At 36.1% G+C, this 18398-nt stretch carries 21 protein-coding genes; 6 read left to right on the top strand and 15 right to left on the bottom strand.

The window, feature by feature from the left end; genetic code table 11:
- Nucleotides 1–6: 6 nt before the first annotated feature.
- Nucleotides 7–645: a trimeric intracellular cation channel family protein gene (locus GFO_RS04615; protein ID WP_041250008.1), complete on the bottom strand. Its 639-nt coding sequence runs from the start codon at nt 643–645 to the stop codon at nt 7–9.
- Between the two features lie 156 nt (nt 646–801).
- Here GFO_RS04615 and trxB point away from each other — a divergent pair, with 156 nt between their 5' ends.
- Nucleotides 802–1794, top strand: coding sequence for a thioredoxin-disulfide reductase (trxB, locus tag GFO_RS04620; protein ID WP_011708880.1), 993 nt, complete (start codon nt 802–804; stop codon nt 1792–1794).
- Nucleotides 1795–2258: 464 nt separating this feature from the next.
- Here trxB and GFO_RS04625 read toward each other — a convergent pair whose 3' ends face one another.
- The 5 genes from GFO_RS04625 to GFO_RS04645 all read right to left on the bottom strand — a co-directional run bounded on the left by GFO_RS04625 (nt 2259) and on the right by GFO_RS04645 (nt 6340).
- Nucleotides 2259–2558: a hypothetical protein gene (locus tag GFO_RS04625; RefSeq protein WP_011708881.1), complete on the bottom strand. Its 300-nt coding sequence runs from the start codon at nt 2556–2558 to the stop codon at nt 2259–2261.
- A 79-nt stretch (nt 2559–2637) separates the two neighbouring features.
- Nucleotides 2638–3480, bottom strand: a complete 843-nt coding sequence (locus GFO_RS04630; protein WP_011708882.1) for a GIN domain-containing protein — start codon at nt 3478–3480, stop codon at nt 2638–2640.
- A 229-nt stretch (nt 3481–3709) separates the two neighbouring features.
- Nucleotides 3710–5470: a PspC domain-containing protein gene (locus tag GFO_RS04635; protein WP_011708884.1), complete on the bottom strand. Its 1761-nt coding sequence runs from the start codon at nt 5468–5470 to the stop codon at nt 3710–3712.
- Complete coding sequence (locus tag GFO_RS04640; RefSeq protein WP_011708885.1) at nt 5463–5807, bottom strand: PadR family transcriptional regulator; 345 nt, start codon at nt 5805–5807, stop codon at nt 5463–5465. The genes GFO_RS04635 and GFO_RS04640 overlap by 8 nt, the downstream gene beginning before the upstream one ends.
- The gene (locus GFO_RS04645; RefSeq protein WP_011708886.1) at nt 5804–6340 is read right to left on the bottom strand and encodes a DUF4870 domain-containing protein; all 537 of its coding nucleotides are present in this window, start codon (nt 6338–6340) and stop codon (nt 5804–5806) included. Before GFO_RS04645 ends, GFO_RS04640 begins: the two co-directional genes overlap by 4 nt.
- Before the next feature lie 317 nt (nt 6341–6657).
- Between GFO_RS04645 and GFO_RS04650 the strand changes: the two genes are divergently transcribed.
- The 3 genes from GFO_RS04650 (at nt 6658) to GFO_RS04660 (ending at nt 8327) form a co-directional block, all read left to right on the top strand.
- Nucleotides 6658–7125, top strand: coding sequence for a DUF4442 domain-containing protein (locus GFO_RS04650; protein WP_011708887.1), 468 nt, complete (start codon nt 6658–6660; stop codon nt 7123–7125).
- A gap of 74 nt (nt 7126–7199) precedes the next feature.
- Nucleotides 7200–8000, top strand: coding sequence for a TIGR00266 family protein (locus tag GFO_RS04655; RefSeq protein WP_041250009.1), 801 nt, complete (start codon nt 7200–7202; stop codon nt 7998–8000).
- Nucleotides 8001–8129: 129 nt separating this feature from the next.
- Nucleotides 8130–8327, top strand: coding sequence for a hypothetical protein (locus GFO_RS04660; RefSeq protein WP_011708889.1), 198 nt, complete (start codon nt 8130–8132; stop codon nt 8325–8327).
- Between the two features lie 27 nt (nt 8328–8354).
- Here the strand turns inward: GFO_RS04660 and GFO_RS04665 are convergent, their stop codons facing one another.
- The 8 genes from GFO_RS04665 to GFO_RS04700 form a co-directional block, all read right to left on the bottom strand.
- Complete coding sequence (locus tag GFO_RS04665; protein ID WP_011708890.1) at nt 8355–9317, bottom strand: LysR substrate-binding domain-containing protein; 963 nt, start codon at nt 9315–9317, stop codon at nt 8355–8357.
- 219 nt (nt 9318–9536) lie between these two features.
- Nucleotides 9537–9953, bottom strand: a complete 417-nt coding sequence (locus GFO_RS04670) for a DUF2141 domain-containing protein (protein WP_011708891.1) — start codon at nt 9951–9953, stop codon at nt 9537–9539.
- A gap of 99 nt (nt 9954–10052) precedes the next feature.
- Complete coding sequence (locus GFO_RS04675; RefSeq protein WP_011708892.1) at nt 10053–11384, bottom strand: DUF58 domain-containing protein; 1332 nt, start codon at nt 11382–11384, stop codon at nt 10053–10055.
- Nucleotides 11384–12388 (bottom strand): AAA family ATPase, encoded by a 1005-nt coding sequence (locus tag GFO_RS04680; RefSeq protein ID WP_011708893.1) that lies wholly within the window; start codon nt 12386–12388, stop codon nt 11384–11386. The genes GFO_RS04675 and GFO_RS04680 overlap by 1 nt, the downstream gene beginning before the upstream one ends.
- The gene (locus tag GFO_RS04685) at nt 12366–13580 is read right to left on the bottom strand and encodes a DUF4350 domain-containing protein (protein ID WP_011708894.1); all 1215 of its coding nucleotides are present in this window, start codon (nt 13578–13580) and stop codon (nt 12366–12368) included. Before GFO_RS04685 ends, GFO_RS04680 begins: the two co-directional genes overlap by 23 nt.
- Complete coding sequence (locus tag GFO_RS04690; protein ID WP_011708895.1) at nt 13573–14334, bottom strand: hypothetical protein; 762 nt, start codon at nt 14332–14334, stop codon at nt 13573–13575. Before GFO_RS04690 ends, GFO_RS04685 begins: the two co-directional genes overlap by 8 nt.
- Before the next feature lie 2 nt (nt 14335–14336).
- On the bottom strand, nt 14337–15203 hold the full coding sequence (locus tag GFO_RS04695) for a YciC family protein (protein WP_011708896.1): 867 nt from the start codon (nt 15201–15203) through the stop codon (nt 14337–14339).
- Nucleotides 15184–16158, bottom strand: coding sequence for a stage II sporulation protein M (locus GFO_RS04700; protein ID WP_041250010.1), 975 nt, complete (start codon nt 16156–16158; stop codon nt 15184–15186). The genes GFO_RS04695 and GFO_RS04700 overlap by 20 nt, the downstream gene beginning before the upstream one ends.
- Nucleotides 16159–16192: 34 nt before the next feature.
- Here GFO_RS04700 and GFO_RS04705 point away from each other — a divergent pair, with 34 nt between their 5' ends.
- Nucleotides 16193–16906 carry an RDD family protein gene (locus GFO_RS04705; RefSeq protein ID WP_011708898.1) on the top strand — a complete coding sequence of 238 codons (714 nt, stop codon included), beginning with the start codon at nt 16193–16195 and terminating at the stop codon, nt 16904–16906.
- On the opposite strand, the gene GFO_RS04710 is transcribed toward GFO_RS04705, so the two are convergent.
- Nucleotides 16907–17680, bottom strand: a complete 774-nt coding sequence (locus tag GFO_RS04710) for a peptidylprolyl isomerase (protein ID WP_011708899.1) — start codon at nt 17678–17680, stop codon at nt 16907–16909.
- Between GFO_RS04710 and GFO_RS04715 the strand changes: the two genes are divergently transcribed.
- A complete protein-coding gene (locus GFO_RS04715) occupies nt 17679–18317 on the top strand; it encodes an NUDIX hydrolase (protein ID WP_011708900.1) in 639 nt (212 codons plus the stop codon). The two genes, GFO_RS04710 and GFO_RS04715, sit on opposite strands and share 2 nt — an antisense overlap.
- Nucleotides 18318–18398 lie beyond the last annotated feature (81 nt).

The following is an 18398-nucleotide window of genomic DNA, read 5'->3' on the forward strand; positions in this document are numbered from 1 at the left end:
GTGTGTTTATCTGATTCTTGAACTGTTGGGGGAAGTAGGATAAAAGGAAGGTAAGGTTATATGATATTTCACTACGACAATCCTAATGCTAATTACTGTCAAAGAGGTGACAATATAAATGACGTCTGAATCCATTCCCAGGTCATACAGTGTGACATAAGCCAGAGCTCCGATCAAACAGGCTGTCGCATAGATCTCTTTTCTGAAAATTACCGGGATTTCATTACAAAGAATATCCCTAATTACTCCGCCAAATGTTCCTGTCATAGCTCCGAGAGCTACAGAAATAATAGGATCGAGATCGTTTTGAATTCCAGTTTCCACCCCGGTAATCGTAAATACACCCAGCCCGATGGTATCAAAGAGAAAAAGAGATTTTTTAAGATAATTGATTTTATTTCTAAAGATGATCGCCAGAATTGTAACGACACCAATCAGGTATACGTATACGGTATTTTCCATCCAGGTAACCGGGGTCTCACCGATTAAAATATCTCGAACAGTTCCGCCACCAATCGCCGTAACAAAAGCGATAATAAAGATTCCGAAGAGATCCAATCTTCGGTTCATCGCCGATAAGGCTCCGGAAATAGCGAAGGCAATGGTTCCCAGAACATCCAGTATATTGAACAAACTCAATTCCATACTTGGCAAAGGTAATTTTATCTTTTAAATTTGTTGAAGGTGGAGAATTTTTCTGTCTTAATTTTTTAGGTTTATCAACAAATAGAAGATCTTAATAACAATAAGTGTAAGGTTTGCATCAAACTGCCTACTTTTATACAACGAAAAATAAGTACAATGAGTGATACTATAGAAAGAGTAAAATGCTTAATAATCGGGTCTGGTCCTGCAGGTTATACTGCAGCCATTTATGCGGCCAGAGCAGATATGAAACCGTTAATGTATACCGGGATGGAACCGGGAGGACAGTTGACTACCACTACAGAAGTAGATAATTTTCCTGGATATCCACAAGGAATTGACGGGCCTAAGATGATGATGGAACTTCAGGAACAGGCCGAAAGGTTTGGTACAGAAGTTAGAATAGGGATGATCACAGAAGTCGATTTCTCTAAAGAAGTTGGTGGAATTCATAAAGCTTGTGTAGATAATAATAAATGGATAGAAGCTGAATCTGTGATTATTTCAACTGGGGCTACCGCAAAATATCTTGGACTACCTAGTGAACAGAAGTTAAGAGGAGGTGGAGTTTCTGCCTGTGCCGTTTGTGACGGTTTCTTTTATAAAGGTCAGGATGTTGCAATCGTAGGTGGTGGGGATACCGCTGCTGAAGAGGCTACCTATCTTTCTAATATCTGTAATAAAGTAACGATGCTTGTACGTAAAGATTACATGAAGGCATCTAAAGCAATGCAGCATAGAGTTGAAAACACGAAAAACATCGATCTTAGATATAATACAGAAGTTGACGAGATCCTTGGTGAACAGGTCGTAGAAGGACTTAGAATGGTAAATAACCAGACAGGGGACAAGGAAGAAATAGATATCACCGGGTTCTTTGTTGCAATTGGTCATAAGCCAAATACCGATATTTTTAAAGGCTGGTTAGATATGGATGATACTGGATATGTTATCACTCAGGCCAAATCTACCAGAACCAATATTCCGGGAGTTTTTGCTTCTGGAGATGTTCAGGATAAGATTTATCGTCAGGCGGTGACTGCTGCGGGTACAGGATGCATGGCAGCGCTTGATGCGGAACGTTATCTTGCGGAAATTGAAACTGAAGAAGATATTCAAAAACCACAAACCAGACCGGAAACTGTCTAAGTTGAGGTTTATTAAATAAAGTAAAAAATCCCGCTGATCAGCGGGATTTTTTATGTTTGAAAAGTTTCGATTATCTTCATTCTTAGACCTGTAACAAAAAAATATATCTAGCGAAGGGAATTGAATTATCGTTCAAGACGCTTGTTCATTTTTTCCATTGATGAAAAAACGAACCAAAAAAATCTAGGCTTACGAAAGTTTATCTAAATTTATCGTTCGGCACCTAAATTTTAGGAACTCGCTATAGATAGTTATCTTACAGAAGAATCTGTTTAGCTCAAACAGCCTAAAATTTCACGGTGCTTTCACTTCAAATTTCACAATAGACTTTCGGTAGGCCGGGAATTAGGATTAGTTATAATTAAATAATTAGCCTTATAATTCCCAGGTTAGTACATAAATAAAATTTTATTTCAGGATCTCCTGAATAAGCTGAAACGAGTTCAGTTTGACGAAAACAGCTTTTAGTTATCGGTCTTTACTTTTACCTCGCCATCATCGATTTTCACTTTAGATTCACTACCGTCGGCTCGGTCTACCTTTTTTTTATATTCACCATCATCTTTCTTGATCTTAATCTCATCGCCTTCGGCGGTTTCAATCTTGATCTTATCTCCTCCGTCTTTTACTTCCACTTTATTGTCGGGATCATCCATAAGTCTTTCAACTTCTGTTTTATCCTCATCATCTTCTACATTTCTGCAGGAAACAAAACTTACAGAAAGTGCTAAGATCAATAAACTACCTTTAAATAAATACTTCATAATATTTGATTTAATTTGGAGTAAAACTAGCTAATTAGCCGGGTATCAAATTTTATTTTTGAAAAATTTAAGAATTGGTCTATTTAAAGAGCCCTTTGCTAAATTCCTTTTTAGCAATAACCGCTTCATCTTTGAACTCGATAAGTTTAATGCTCGGATTATTGAAAACTTCAATTTCACTTTTACCATTTGCTCTAACTTCAATACTATCGGTGGCATTTACTTTTACTTCGGAATTTCCCTGAGCAAGTATATTGGCTTTTACTGAAGTTAGATTCTCCCCATCGAAATTTGAAGATTGATCAGCTCTTATCGTAAAATCCTGGATTTCTCCATCAATTCTAGCAGATGCTTTTTCATAAATATCTACATTAAAGATCGGTGAATTTACAAGGGCTTCCACCTTGGAATTCTGGTTTAACTGATAATGGACTTCACCGGCAGTTACATTAAGCTTAGATTCAGCATCATCGTTCTGAATAAGGTTAAATTTCTTTGCTGTAAACGTAATAAAGGCTTTTGCATCCTTTCTGGTTTCTAGCTGAAAATCGCCAAAATAAAGATCCTGCAGTGATTCTAGTTCAACTTTGCCTGCAATTACAATACTTTTTAAGGTATCAGAAAAAGTGATTGTTAATTCCTGTTTCTTGGCTCGGGATAATTCCTTAATAGGTTTAATGTGCAGAACGCCATCGATAACCTCAGTCTGAATAAGATCATGAAGATTGTCATCTGCTTCAATTTCTACCATTGGCCTATTCCCTTTAAGAATGCCAACTTCAAACTCTCCTTTTATCTGAATGGAGTGGAAGGTAGTGAGGTTGTATTGTTCCGTTTTAACGTTTCTACTTCCCTTTATCTTATCCTGGGCTTTACAGGAGAAAAATATAATAAGCAGTAGAAGTGGTAATTTCTTAATCATAGAGTTTTTTTTAATTTTTATCAAATATAAAAAAAGCCTTCGATTGAAGGCTTTTTCTTTTTGATTGATTAACAGTCTAATATATGCTGCCTCGCTTCGAGATTCTGAAAGATCTCTATAGGTTTTTTATTTAATTCCTGATAATGAGCAGTTTTTGATTCTTCTGTGGGTGAACCAAACAATAGACTCATGAAAAGGCTTATTAATAGGTTGATTAGCGTGCTCATGATTAGTTGTTTATTTCAATACCGTTACTGTCTATTTTTATACGATTTACCTTTTGGTCATTGACCTCTATCCCTTCGTCATTTATCTTAATGTCCATTTCTTCACCGTTAACATCAATTCTACCATGAAAATCGTCAGAAGTATCCCAATCTTCTCCATCTTCATCCCAGGTGTCATCTTCATCGTCCCAGGTATCCAACGGGCAATCTTCACATATGGTTTCACCATCGATAATTTTCAGAAAGTGTCCTTCCTGTCCATTCTCTAAGATGTCTCCATAATATTCCTGATTCCTGTGAAATGAATAGGTGTTGTCATCTGCATAAAGAGTGGTGCCTTCAGGAAGAAACAATGTAACCTGTACTTCCTGGTCACGGTAACCATACTTTGAGTCTGCAGTTAAATATCCATCTAGCAAAAGTTCATTTCCTCTCAAACTGGTAGAATAATTGATATTCTGAGCCCTCTCTTTGGCATCTCTAAAGTTTTTCCCTTCCGCAGATTTTTCAATTTTGATAGAACCTACCGAATCTTTAGTGGATTTTACGATCAATCTTATGTCTCGCCCATATAGAATTCGGTTATCATTTTCATCATACTTCACTCTGAAATCTGAATTTCTATGAATACTATTTGAATATTCCGGATTGCTTCGCATTCTTACAAACAGCGTATCCTGAGGGGAAATGTTTAATCTCTCTGTTGTTGCAGTTTCTCCATCAAAAGCCCGGTTGGTGGCCTGACTTATACCTATTACCGTTAATCCGATAATTGAGATCAACCAAACTCCAAGCAAGGTTAATAAAGCAACCCGACCTATGGATTTCAGATTTTTCACCAAAATCTTTAGTCCCAGCACAAAAAGGAAAAAGAATGGAATTCCTACCGCAAAAAAGGTAAGTAATGAAATCACCCAGATTGGAGCTCCGCTATTCACCATGTCTATGTAATCTGTCCATGGAGCATCTACGATTCCAAAGGTTCCCACTGCAAACAGACCTACAAATAGACCGATTAAAGTGGTTCCTGCAATTAGTAATAGCAGTATTCCAACGAATTTTACGAATAGTTTCAGACAGAACTTGATGATGTCACCAAGGGTTGTAGCAGCTGAGGTAGCTCCGGCACTTGCTTTTTTCCCATATTTCCCATAATCTACATTTTTTACGCTCTCTGAAACATCATGAAAACCCTCACGTATCTTCTTTTCGATATTGCTGACGGTTACCTCCTCTCCGCGCATTGCCAGTTTATCGGCCGTGGTTTTTGCTTCCGGTACAAATATCCAGAAAGCGATATAGATTAGTACGAATGCTCCACTTGAGAAAATAGTTAGTAAAACCCATAATAGTCTTACCCAAATTGCTTCTATTCCAAGATAGTGACCAAGTCCTGAAGAAACACCTCCAACATGTCCATTTTCTGTATCACGAAACAACTGTTTTCCAATGGTCCTGGTAGACTTTGTTCGTTTAGGTTCGTCTTCGAAGATCTCTTCATCTACCATATAATCTTCAGGTTGCCCCATGATAGTAATGACTTCTTCAACTTCTTTTATGCTGATTACCTGACGGTCGTCTTTTCTTTTTTCACTAAATAATTCAGCGATACGAGCCTCGATATCAGAGATGATCTCATCACGACCCTGCGTGTTTGAAAAAGAATGCCTTATAGCCTCCAGATAGCGCTGTAGCCTGGCATATGCGTCCTCATCTATGTGAAAGAAAGTGCCGGCAAGATTTATATTTACTGTCTTATTCATGGTTCTTCTTTTTTTGAGTGGTTACGATGTTAACTGCAGATTGCAATTCGTCCCAGGTAACGGTAAGTTCCCTAAGAAATATTTTTCCTGTTTCAGTAAGACCATAATATTTTCTTGGTGGCCCACTGGTAGACTCTTCCCAACGATAATTGAGGAGTCCGGCGTTTTTAAGCCTGGTTAGTAATGGATAAATTGTACCTTCCACGACCAACAACTTAGCGTCTTTTAGTGTTTCCAGAATCTCGGCCACATAGGCATCTTCATCTCGTAGCACAGAGAGAATACAGTATTCCAGTACACCTTTACGCATCTGGGCTTTGGTGTTTTCAATCTTCATAGTGTTTGTTTTTGGGTGTCATTAAACTGTTCATTTTTTGATTGATTTTGATGATTAGATTCGTCCGGTTTTTCCGAACTTAAAAAATTGATGGTTAATGGATAATTATATGATTGCCCTTCGTTAGCTTTGATACTTGCATTGATGACTGCAAATAATTCCAGTACGAATAGGCCTAATAATAATAATCCTAATATGCCAATAGTGATGATAAAAGGCAGTGCATCAGAGAAATTATCGATTACAAATGAATCCTGTTCAAAAAACAGCGGTTCTCCAATGGTAAACTTCATTCCGAAATAAACAAAAGTTACGGCTCCAACGGCAACGATGAATATTGTGTACAGGAACGTACTTATTTGAAAATTAAGTGCATTCCTACCATGATGATCTACAAATGGATCTTGTTTTCGAGAAAGCCATAACAACATTGGAAAAATAAAATTCCCAAGCGGAATGAAATATTTTGTGAATACCGACAGATGAAGTACGGTAGCCAAAGTTTTATTTTGATTGACGTTTTCAGTGGTCATTTTAGTGTGATTTAAATCCTGTTTAAAAGAATATTGTGGTTAGAAAGTAGATATATATAAAAGCGGTCGCCAAATATATTTGAGTTCTTGTTATCAATGCATTTTCCTTTTTTGGAATTGCTAATACCTGAAGTGTTGATGAATTTTTCATGATGATTTTTGATTAATTATTATATAACCTATTAGGTTCTTATGCAAATATATATCTAAAAGAAGGTATTATGCAAAGCAAAGTACTAAAATTTAACAAATAATTAGGATTTGAATACTGGAACATATTCGCTATTTTTATAAAAAATCAATCAAAATCCTTTTAAATGAAGCTATCTCCCTCAAAACTGAATTCTTTCCTCATGTTGAAATTACCAAGTGCCTGGTTATGTGGTGTGAGAGTACAACATATAGATAAAACTGAATGTCAGGTAAGTGTAAAACACAGATGGATCAATCAGAATCCTTTCAATTCTATGTATTTCGCGGTACAGGCGATGGCTGCAGAACTTAGTACGGGAGCGCTTGTGATGAATAAAATTCAGGAATCGAATTCTAAAATATCCATGCTGGTTGCACAAAATAAAGCCAGCTTTTCTAAGAAGGCAACTGGAAAGATCAAGTTTTCGTGCTATGACGGGGAAAGAGTTAATGAAGCTTTACAGAAAACTATTGAAACAGGGGAGGGGCAAACTTTCTGGATGAAATCTGTTGGACTGAATGAAGATGGAGTAGAAGTTTCAGTATTTGAATTCGAGTGGACGGTAAAACTGAAGCGGAAGAAATCTAAGTAGTAAGCTAAAATCCTTAAGCTTCAAATTAATATAATGATAAATTGCTTAGAGCTTTAAGCCTAAAGTTAATAAAAATGAATGCACACGAAATAGATTACCAAATTTACGGAGAGGAAATGCAATATGTTGAACTGGAGTTAGATCCCAGGGAAGCTGTTATTGCTGAAGCCGGAAATTTTATGATGATGGACGATGGTATTAAAATGGATACCATTTTTGGAGATGGCTCTAAACAAAATGAAGGTTTTTTAGGAAAAGTACTTGGAGCCGGAAAACGCTTACTTACAGGGGAAAGTCTTTTTATGACCATTTTCTCCAATGAAATTCAGGGAAAGAAAAAGATAAGCTTTGCTTCTCCTTATCCTGGAAAGGTGATTCCTATAGATTTAACAAGGTTTAACGGGAAATTTATTTGCCAGAAAGATGCTTTTTTATGTGCAGCAAAAGGAGTTTCTATCGGTATTGAATTCAGCAAAAAACTGGGGCGTGGTTTTTTTGGCGGCGAAGGTTTTATTATGCAAAAAGTGGAAGGTGACGGGATGGCTTTTGTTCATTCAGGGGGAACCATGGCTAAAAAGGAATTGCAATCCGGCGAGAAATTAAAAGTAGATACCGGCTGTATTATAGGCTTTACTCAAGGAGTTGATTATGATATTGAGTTTGTTGGAGGAATTAGAAATACCTTGTTTGGAGGTGAAGGTTTGTTCTTTGCAACGTTAACAGGGCCTGGGACCGTTTATATTCAGTCTTTACCATTCAGCCGATTGGCCAGTAGAATACATCAGGCAGCTCCACAGGGTGGAGGAAAAGATAAAGGTGAAGGTAGTATTCTTGGGGGTATAGGAGATGTGATTAGTGGGGACAATCGGTTTTAAGTCTGTTAAATGATGAAACAATTGTTAAAATAAGATAGAATTTAGTATATTAGACTGACCAAATAATTCACAGCCTATACTATAATTCTACCCATTTTTTTATCAACCTAACTTAAATCATTTCAAATTATGGCGAGAGCGATGTTTGATTACACCAAGACTATACTGGATAAGGTGAGTTTTGATGCTAACTTATTCTGTAGAGAGGTTAAGAAAGCTATCCAACGCTTACTTCCTCACGAGATTGAAGAATTACGACTATGGATTATCGCTTTAACAAAGCAAAATCCCGAATTAAATCAATGTTTAATTTATTTAAATACATAAAGAAAAGCGGCTCAAAAGGCTGCTTTTCTAGTTATTGACTTTAAATTCTTTTTTATTACTTAAAGGACTAATGATCTTTACGTTCTGAAAGGTTATAGCTCCTTTCACCACACCGGCAATTGTAGAACGAATGGCTTCGATGATCTGCATCTTCAACTCGCTGCGATTATAAATAAGACTGACTTCTCTGGCAGGTACAGGATCTTTGAACGATTTCAGATTTTTCTTTTCAGATTCTTTCAAATCTAAGGTATGCAAATAGGGAAGTAGCGTCATTCCCATACCTTCATTTGCAAGCTTTATAAGCGTTTCAAAACTTCCGCTTTCTAATTGAAGTTGATCTCCATCATAATTTCGGGAAGCTTTGCATAGGTTTATAATACCATCTTTAAAACAATGCCCATCTTCGAGGAGTAACATATTATTGATATCCAGATCTTCAACATCAATTTTTTCTGAATATTTATTTTCGGGATCATTAGGGATATAGGGTACAAAGGGTTCATAATACAGAACATTCTCCTTTATACCTTCAACTTCCAGTGGGGTAGCGGCAATTGCGGCATCTAGATGACCTTCTTTAAGTTTTTCGAGTATAGCTTCGGTATGTAATTCCTCAATTTTCAGCTTTACTTTAGGATATTTTTTAAGAAAACTACCAATGAACATGGGAAGTAAGGTTGGCATTACCGTTGGAATAACTCCAAGCCTGAAAACGCCTCCAATAAATCCTTTTTGTTGATCTACAATATCCTGGATCCTATCGCTCTCATTTACAATATTTCTTGCCTGCTGAACAATTTTCTCTCCCACTTCAGTAAGCTGAATAGGTTTTTTGGTTCTATCAAAAATAGTGACTTCCAGCTCTTCTTCTAATTTCTGAATTTGCATACTCAAGGTTGGTTGAGTCACAAAAACTTTCTGAGCTGCTTTGGTAAAATTTTGATGTTCTGCTACTGCAAGTACGTAATGGAGCTGGGTGATAGTCATATAAACGGGTTTTACTTATACAAAGGTATAAGTTTTTCTTATTTAAAATAAGATTTAACTTTGTTTTATCTATACAAAAACCCTTCCGAAAATAGAAGGGTTTAAATAATTTAGAAGTAATGAAAAAAGATTTTTATTCAAAGTATTCTTAATTGAAAAAGGGTCAATTCAATAAGAAATATGCCTTTTAAATTTAAACTGTACATTTTTTGATTAAAATTAAAATCTAATTTCGATGCTTTTTTCAGACCCGTCAAAATCAAATTTAGAGTCGCCCCAACTTGGTGGCCCGTAGATCATAGAGTTGCCACTGGTACCATAATTTTCTTCCGGTATTCCCGCTGTGTCAAAATCCATTTTGCCATTGGAATTCTTATCATGTAAAACAATGATCGCATATGTTCCAACCGGAACATTTTCAAATTTTACAGAGGCCTGTCCATTTTCAACTAAAGATTTCCCTGCAAAATTTGGTTTTCGCTTTAAAAAAGTATCTTCAGAATATAGAGCAAAAAGAATCTCTCCCTGATCTGAAGATATATTGGGAACACTTACAGTAATACTTCCAGGATTGTCTGTCTGCCCGAACATTAAAGATCCTAATAACATGGCTACTAATACGGCTATTGTTTTCATAATGAATTAATTTTTTGATTATGAAACAAACTTATATTCAATACTCAGTTTTGAGAAATGCTTTTAACCGAACTGTAGAATTTTATAACCGAGCTGTCTTTAGAGAAGGCCCCGGGCTTTTATTTCCAGATATTTATTAATAGTATTGATACTTAGATCTTTTGGGGGTGTAAGTAATGTCTGGATTCCATGTTTTTGAAGTTCTTTTGCCATCAGTAATTTATCATGCACAAATTCTTCAGCAATAGTTTGATGTGCGCTTTCACTAACATTGCTAACATCTAACTCAGTGAGTTTAGTCATTTCGGTATTCTCAAAAAAGATAACTACCAATAAATGATTTTTTGCAATGGCTTTTAAGTAGGGCAACTGGCGTTGTAAAGCAGACATATGCTCAAAATTAGTATAGAGCATCAAAAGGCTTCGGTGAGTCAGGTGCTTTTTAACTCTTGAATATAAAAGACTGAAATCACTATCATAGAAACCTGTATCTACATTATAAAGCGCCTCCATGATACGGTTTAGCTGACTCAATTTTGAACTTGCTTTCTGCAACGTATCTATTTTGTTAGAAAAAGAGAGAATTCCCACCTTATCTTTCTTTTTAAGGGCTACATTAGAAAAGGCAAGGGAACTATTAATGGCATAATCTAATAAGCTAAGGCCTTCAAAAGGCATTTTCATCATTCTGCCAGAATCAATAATAGAATAAACCGGTTGAGATCTTTCATCCTGGAATTGATTCACCATTAAATGATTATTTTTAGCAGTAGCTTTCCAGTTAATGGTCCTCACATCATCCCCACGCACATATTCCTTGATCTGTTCAAATTCCATTGTATGACCAATCCTGCGAATACGTTTTATTCCGTGTAGGTTGATTTTCTGATCAAGAGCAAGAAAGTCCAGATTCTTCATCTGAATAAAAGACGGATAGACCTTTACCAACTGATCTTTATTAAACACATACTTTCTCTTGATGAGTTTCAGAAAAGTAGAAACATAAACATTAAGATTTCCGAAAGTATACTCCCCGCGTTTTAGAGGCTTCAACAGATAATCAAAACTAATTTTTTTATGTGCAGGTATTTCTAAAGACTTCAAAAAGTCCCTTTTTTGAAACTGAACAGGAATCTCATCAATTACTTCCACATTGGTTTTGAAACCATGTTGGTTGTGGATTGTAATTTTCACCATATTTTCATCGGAATTTGAAAATTTTTCAGGTAAAACCCTGTCTGCTTCCAAAGAAGATCTACTGAATAGGCTTACAAGGTCTGTAAATACCAGGATCAGTAAGATAGAGGTTAGTATCCAGGTAATGCTGTATAAAGTTTCAAACCAAAAGGAAATCAGGAAAAGTAAGGATATACCGAATAGGGCATAAAACACTCTTTTTCCAAAATATAATGATCTGATGAATTTTAACACTATCGGGGAATTTCTACAGATTGCGTGATCATATCTATTACACTACCGGCCGTCATTCCCTCCATTTCTCTATCTGGAGAAAGAATTAATCGGTGAGCTAAAACAGGTTTTAAGGCATTCTTGATATCTTCCGGAATTACAAAATCACGCCCGTTAACTGCTGCAAAAGCTTTCGATGCATTCATGACAGCAATAGAAGCCCTGGGGCTGGCACCTAAATAAAGGTGTGGATGATTCCTGGTTTTATTAACGAGTTCTGCAATATAATTTAGCAGCTTTTCTTCCACTATGATCTCATGGATTTGATCTCTTAAATCTGAAATTTTCTGAGGATCTAGAACTGCCTGAACTTCTGTTTCCGGGAGCTTTCCTTTTCTCTCATGATGTGTCTGGAGAATTTTTACTTCATCTTTAAGTTCAGGATAATCTACTTCAATCTTAAATAGAAATCTATCCAGCTGTGCTTCCGGCAGGGCATAAGTTCCTTCTTGTTCTATGGGATTTTGAGTGGCCAGAACCATGAAAGGAGGTTGCATTTTATACATTTTCCCATCAATGGTTACCTGTCTCTCTTCCATAACCTCAAAGAGGGCAGCCTGGGTTTTGGCGGGAGCACGATTAATTTCATCTATAAGTACGATATTTGAGAAAATAGGACCCTTCTTAAATTCAAATTCTGAAGTCTTGGTATTAAAAATAGACGTTCCAAGAACATCACTGGGCATAAGATCGGGAGTGAACTGAATTCTACTAAAATCTGTTTTTAAACATTTGGCGAATAATTTGGCCGTAATAGTTTTAGCCACACCGGGAACGCCTTCTATAAGCACATGACCATTAGATAATAATCCCACGATCAACAATTCTACAAAGTTTTCCTGCCCAATAATGACCTTGGAAAGCTGAGTTTTTAAGCTTTCTACAGCTTCCCCGAGACCTTCTAGCGGAATTCTGTTTTCAAATTTTAATTCCTCTTTGTTATTATCTGTTTCCTGATTTTCCATCGTGCTTTTTAAATGTATTTATGCTTTTGCTTAATTCGAAGAATCTGTCTTTATTGTTTTCTTTGTTTTCCTGAAAATTATAGATTATTTCGAAAAGCCTTTTAGTTCTTTCCAGACTATTTTCACTTTTGGCAGCAAGATCCCGGTAAAAGGAATCATTAATTACTGAAGGATCTAATCTATACCTGTTTCTGATAAATTCCATAAAAAGAGTGATCTTCTTTAGTCCCAATTCATGATATTTCTTTTGTTCCAGATATAAATGAGCCATGGTCTGGGTAAATTCAAAAGATTTATTCTGTAATGGTTCTACTACGGGAATCGACCGTTGTTTCCTTTTTCCTTCAAATAATATAAATAGAATCGCTGCTATAATCACAAAATAATAAGCCCATTTGAGGGGCCTATTGTTCAATAGAATATAAAGCGGAGAGGAGAAAAAACCTTTGCCAGATTTGTAATATGAGTCCCAAAGAATGTTTCTGTTGGATAAATATGACAGTAAAGCCTCACTATAACGGTAATTTTCATTCTTCAGAAGAAAATAATTACTGAATGCCTGTGGAGCAGTATGCAGATATATTTCACCATCACCAAAACCTGTTTTTATAAAATTGATTTTTTCTTCCGGTTCTTTCTTTCCAAAACTGGAAGTTCCTAAAACGATATTGTTTAAAGTGTCAATTTCGCTAAAATATGTTGCCAGAAGATCCTGATCAAATTCTAAAGCCTGCTCAAACTGAAGGTCTGGATTAACTAGATTAAAAGACGGCCTTGTCTTTAAATCTTTAGAAGTAGCTATATATGTGGAAATCTCAATATTGAGGGTGTCTGATAGATTTTCTCCAAAACTATAAGCCGATACAAACAATTTATTTCCTCTAGAAACCCATTCTAAAAGCTCATCAAGCTCATTATCATCAAAATTCACATAATTATTTAGAAAAAAGTAAGTACCGTTTTCTGGGGAGCTATGGAGGTATTCGTAAGGAGGAATTTTAATATCTTGAATACTGTCTTTAGTACTGGTTTTCCAGCTTTCATAGAAAATATAAGCACCAAGTGGAATTTTATCTTTAGCGGTATAACTCGAATTCCAGTTTATTGGTTCTGGTTCAGAACTTTCCAGCCATGCAAGTGAAATTACCAGCAGGAGAAACAAACCGAAAGCTATCTTGTAGGTTCTATTCATGGCGTAGACCTTTTAATGCAGCTTCCATTTTAATAAAGCCTTTTTCTGCCAGTCTAAAATCTCCTTCGGAAACCTGAAAACTTCCATACCAGATAAACTCGTACAACTTAGAGATATTAGAAAACTGATCTCGTATACTTTCGTTTTTTATTTCATTTGAATAATCTTTATTGGTTTTTTGATATTCATAATGAATAAGCTCCAGTTCATCCAACTTTCGCAGTTCCTTCAAGTAATAATACCGTACCGCAAGCCGAAAATGCCCATTTTCAATAGCTTTCTGCATGAGTGCCATAAGATCTTCATTTTTTACCAGTTCTTCTTCTTCAGAAAGGTAAACTTCACTTTGCTTAGGTTTATGGAGAATCTTTCCGCCCGGGTTTAACTTTGAAAATAACCAGGCAATAAGGCCCAGAAGCACCAGGATTAATACAAAAGGAATCACGGCAATGATAATGGCCACAATACCATTGGCTTCATAATCACCCAAAAGCCAGCTCATGAACTGATTGTATTTGGAGTTAAGCCATTTTTTAAACCGGGTCCACCAGTTATCTTTTTCAATCGTATCTATATAGTTGAATTCATCCTGAGCACTATAGTTTTTAATCTGCTGCTCATTGAGATCAACCTGTTTAAGTCCTGAAGTTTGATCATACTTTACCGCTCTCACTTCCGTCAGGGAATCTGTCTCCTGAGGATAGGAGATTCCGAAGAACAGAGATAAAAGAATGATTAAAAACCTATTTTTCAAAACTATTTATTGTTTCCCAGGTTTTGAATTGTTTCGTAAGTACCGGTATAATTTTGCTTTTCGTTCAGATTAAAATAAATAAAAGCGATCCCTATGGGGGTAATGCTATAAACCAAATACTGAACTATGGAGGTGAAAATATTGATAATGATATATCCTATCCCAAACATATCTTTAACATTGGTTGCTGCCGAACCTTCACTAGCTGAAACAAATGCCTTGATCAGGAAATAAAAGATCGCCGGTAATTGAAATACGAGACTTATTAAATAAACGATAAGGCCAATACAAAAGAGTGTTCCGAAGGTAGTCCACCAATTATCTTTAATAAGCTGAAAACAATCTGAGATACTATCCATCACGCTATTTCCACGAAATACCAAAATAGCAGTGGCAAGACTAACCGGGATAGCGACATAAATTCCAGGAATGATAAAAAGTATGGTGCCGGCGAAAATAAGAATCCACGATATCAAGGTGATAAGCAATATCTTTCCAAAATCACTTTTCATTCCTGCGGCAACTTCAGAAGAGATGATTTCCCCTTTATTTTTAATATAGGAAAGTATAATGTGATAGACAGTTCCGGTCATGGAAGTTACATATAACAAATAAGCCAGTAACATAAGCCCTGCAGAGATGATGATATTAGATGTTTGAAATATACCACCATCAGAAATAAATGAAACTCCAACGGTAGACCAGGTGTAATAGGTTACGGCTGCTATTAAAAGGATAAATGCGGGACCAACCAGTTTTAAAAATATCTTTCCGGCCTTTTTATAATTCTCACGAAGAAATTTGAAGGTTACACTCAATATTTCTCCAAGCTCACGCTGCTTTTTAAATTCAATAAATTCGGGGTTCATTTTTCGATTTTTTTAATAGGTGTAAAGGGTAGTAAACATAATAAAACAATATTAATGTTAAAGAAGAAAGAATGATAATAATCGCTAACCAGTCTGGCATTGAAGTGATCCTGGTTACAAATCCCTCCAGGAAGCCCGCAATGATAAAAAACGGGATGGTGCTTATTACAATTTTTAACCCATTTTTTATACCCATGGTAAAAGATTTTAGTCGGGTATAAGTTCCGGGGAAAAGTATGCTTTTACCCACTACCAGCCCCGCACAACCGGCAACTATAATCACAGAAATCTCGATGGTTCCGTGAATCCAGATCGTTCTAGCCGATTCCCACAAAAGGCCTTTATCATAAAAGAAATACTGAAAACTTCCCAGCATTACCGCATTTTGCATTAAGAGAAACACAGTGCCAATACCAGCAAGAATGCCTAGAGAAAAAGCCATTAGTGAAACCCTGATATTATTAAGGGTGATCCCAAGGAACATATCGGTTTCAGAAGCCTTTTTATAGACAGCCATGGGATCACTATTATCGATGTTCTCCAGGGTCATATTTATATAAGCATCTCCTAGAATTGATCTAACGAAAGCGGCATCTGTAGCAGAACTGTAAGCGCCAATAATACAGAAACCAGCAAAGATCAAAAAGCTCAATAATAGCTGCTTCTGATGTTTGTGAAACTGGGAGGGAAATTCTTTGGTAAAAAAAGTAATGAATCTATTTCCCGATTCTTTTTTAGAACGATATATCTTTTGGTGTAACCCGGCGACTAAAGCATTGAGATATGTAGAAGTGTTGCTTTTGGGATAAAAAGTTTTAGAGTAACTTAGATCATCGCTTAATTCAATGTAAATATCTGAAAGCTGCCCAGGAGAAAGATTTCCATAATTTTGCAAGAGGCTTTCATACTTAACCCATTTATCTTTATTTTGCCTGACAAAAGCCGCCTCGCGCATCGTATTTTGAATAAACCCCAAAGTAACATATTTAATGGATAATTTTCAAATTGAAACCGCTCAAAATATAAGTATAGAACAGAATGTTGCGGGAATAGGGGACAGAATACTGGCTTTTATAGTAGATATTGCTATAATATCGATTTTTATGATCTTAGCATCTCTCATTATGGCAGGAATTAATGGGGACAGAGGAAGTGAAATGATGTACTATCTCGTATTAGGATTACCTGCTTTTTTATATAATTTATTATGGGAAACCTTCTGGAACGGACAATCTCCCGGTAAAGCATTATTGCAAATTAGAGTTGTGAAAATGGACGGTCTAAGACCCCAGTTTTCAAATTATTTAGTGAGATGGCTCTTACGAATTATCGATATAAGCTTAACCAGTGGAGGAATTGCGGTGGTTACCATTTTATTAAACGGTAAAGGGCAAAGATTAGGTGATATTGCTGCTGGAACCACGGTGATTTCTGAAAAAAAGAAAGTTAGTATTCACAATACGCTGGCAGTGGATCTACCGGAAGATTATCAACCAAAATATTCTCAAGTCACAGTATTAAGTGATAATGATATTCAGGAGATCAAGAACTTATATCAGGATGCACAAAAAACAGGGCAGCACCACATAATTATATCTTTGAGCGAAAAGGTTGCAGAATTAATGGATGTTCAGTTTGAAGAAAAGCCAATGAATTTCATTCAACGGGTGATCAACGATTATAATTATTTTACCAGCCAATAGTTATTGTAAAATTTCTATATCCATTTCAATATTATCAATTGGCCATTCAGAGTCCCCTGTTTTTACTTGAGCGATTTTTTCGGCAACTTCCATCCCACTTGTAACTCGGCCATATACTGTATGATCATTATTTAGGTGTGGGGTTCCACCTTTATCCAAAACTATAAAAAATTCGAATGGAGAGGAAGCTTTACTTACATTCTGTTCAGCGTATTTAGCTGCTGAAAATGCTCCATAGGTATGTTTATGCCCTGCATCAAATTCGCTGGGGATTAGATAATTTCCAACATCCCCACGATTACTTGCGGTTATTTGATTATCTGCATTTCCTCCCTGGATCACAAACCCGGGAGCAATGCGATGAAAAAATGTATCATTGAAGTAATCATTTTTTACTAGCATAATAAAATTAGCCCTATGCAGTGGAGTATCTCTGTACAGCTGTACATCGATATTTCCGAATTTTGTTTTAATTCTAATTTTAGTTTCGGGATTATTCTTTCCGTATTCAGTAAGTGTAGGTATTAATTGTTCCTGAGCTATAGAGAACATGGAGTTTTCTTCGATTTTGGTTTGCTTGCTTTCTCCGGCCAGTTCTTTTTTACGTAATTCAAAAATACTATCTCTGGCGTTTTGAATGGAATCTTGTTTCTTCTGCGCTTTCAGGTCTTCGGTAGACTTTCTTTGACCCTTTTCTGTTGAAGTTTCCTTATCTTCACAACTTGCAAAAAAGAGAAATAAAATAAATGAGACTAAAGAAAGATTTCTAAACATGGAATTCGAAATTTTTAAAAACAGGATTTCAAAGTTAAAAAAAATGCCGCTTCCCGGAGAGGTTGCACATAGAAAACTGGCACCACTAATCAGAATTAATGAACTTAGTGAGATAGATATGTCAAAAATGAATCCGCAGAAAGCAGGAGTGATGGCAGTTTTTTATCCGGGAATTGACGCCGAAACCAGGCTGGTATTAATTTTACGTAAAACTTATAAAGGGGTTCATTCCAATCAGATTGGATTTCCTGGAGGAAGAGTAGAAAAAGAAGATCTTGACTTGGAAGCCACTGCATTGAGAGAAACAGAAGAAGAAGTTGGAATTCCCAGAACTGACATTGAAGTTTTATTAAAATTGACCAGGCTTTACATACCACCTTCAAACTTCTGGGTTCAACCCTATTTGGGAATAATGGAAAAAACACCGACAATGATGGCACAGGAATCTGAGGTTGAAGCCATACTTGAGGTGAAATTAAGCGATTTTCTGGATGATAAAAATGTGATAACAGAGAGATTAAGTACTTCTTATGCCACAAATATAGAAGTGCCTGCTTATAAACTTAACGGATATGTGGTATGGGGAGCAACGGGTATGATGTTAAGTGAGATACGGGAATTGCTTTTAAAAATTTAATATAGCTGGTAATTATTATATTTACCGCTAGCTCTATAAATGCTGAGTTTATAGAGGTTAATCGTAAAAATCAAAAATTTC

Origin of the sequence: Christiangramia forsetii KT0803 (assembly GCF_000060345.1) — a bacterium.
GTDB classification, from domain to species: domain Bacteria; phylum Bacteroidota; class Bacteroidia; order Flavobacteriales; family Flavobacteriaceae; genus Christiangramia; species Christiangramia forsetii.